The sequence below is a fragment of the Paraburkholderia sp. SIMBA_030 genome (assembly GCF_046535245.1).
Lineage (GTDB): Bacteria > Pseudomonadota > Gammaproteobacteria > Burkholderiales > Burkholderiaceae > Paraburkholderia.
On the sequence record NZ_JAWRXB010001492.1, the window covers coordinates 1 to 241 of the forward strand.

Annotated in this window: 1 protein-coding gene; it reads right to left on the bottom strand. The window is 64.3% G+C overall.

Annotated elements, in window-relative coordinates; translation table 11 throughout:
- On the bottom strand, positions 1-191 hold a 191-nt coding region (locus SB772_RS45005; protein ID WP_410839153.1), incomplete at its 3' end, for a hypothetical protein.
- Positions 192-241: the final 50 nt, after the last annotated feature.

A 241-nucleotide genomic window follows, 5' to 3' on the forward strand; every position in this document is an offset into this window, starting at 1 on the left:
GCGCGCGCGGTGATGTGAAGGATGCCCTCGGGAACATCGCTCGACAACTCGAGCGTGCGCAACAGGCCCACCGACGTTCCGCCTCCGGAAACCAGGAGTTCGGCTGGCGTGGATGAGATTTTCAGCTGCGTGGGGTCACCCCAACGGTCATCCAACTTCTGGCCTGTGGGGGCCTTGAAACGGACGGTCAATTCCAGCGCTCCTGGGGTCACCGGGCTCTTGGGCCGGTGCGTCTGCGATG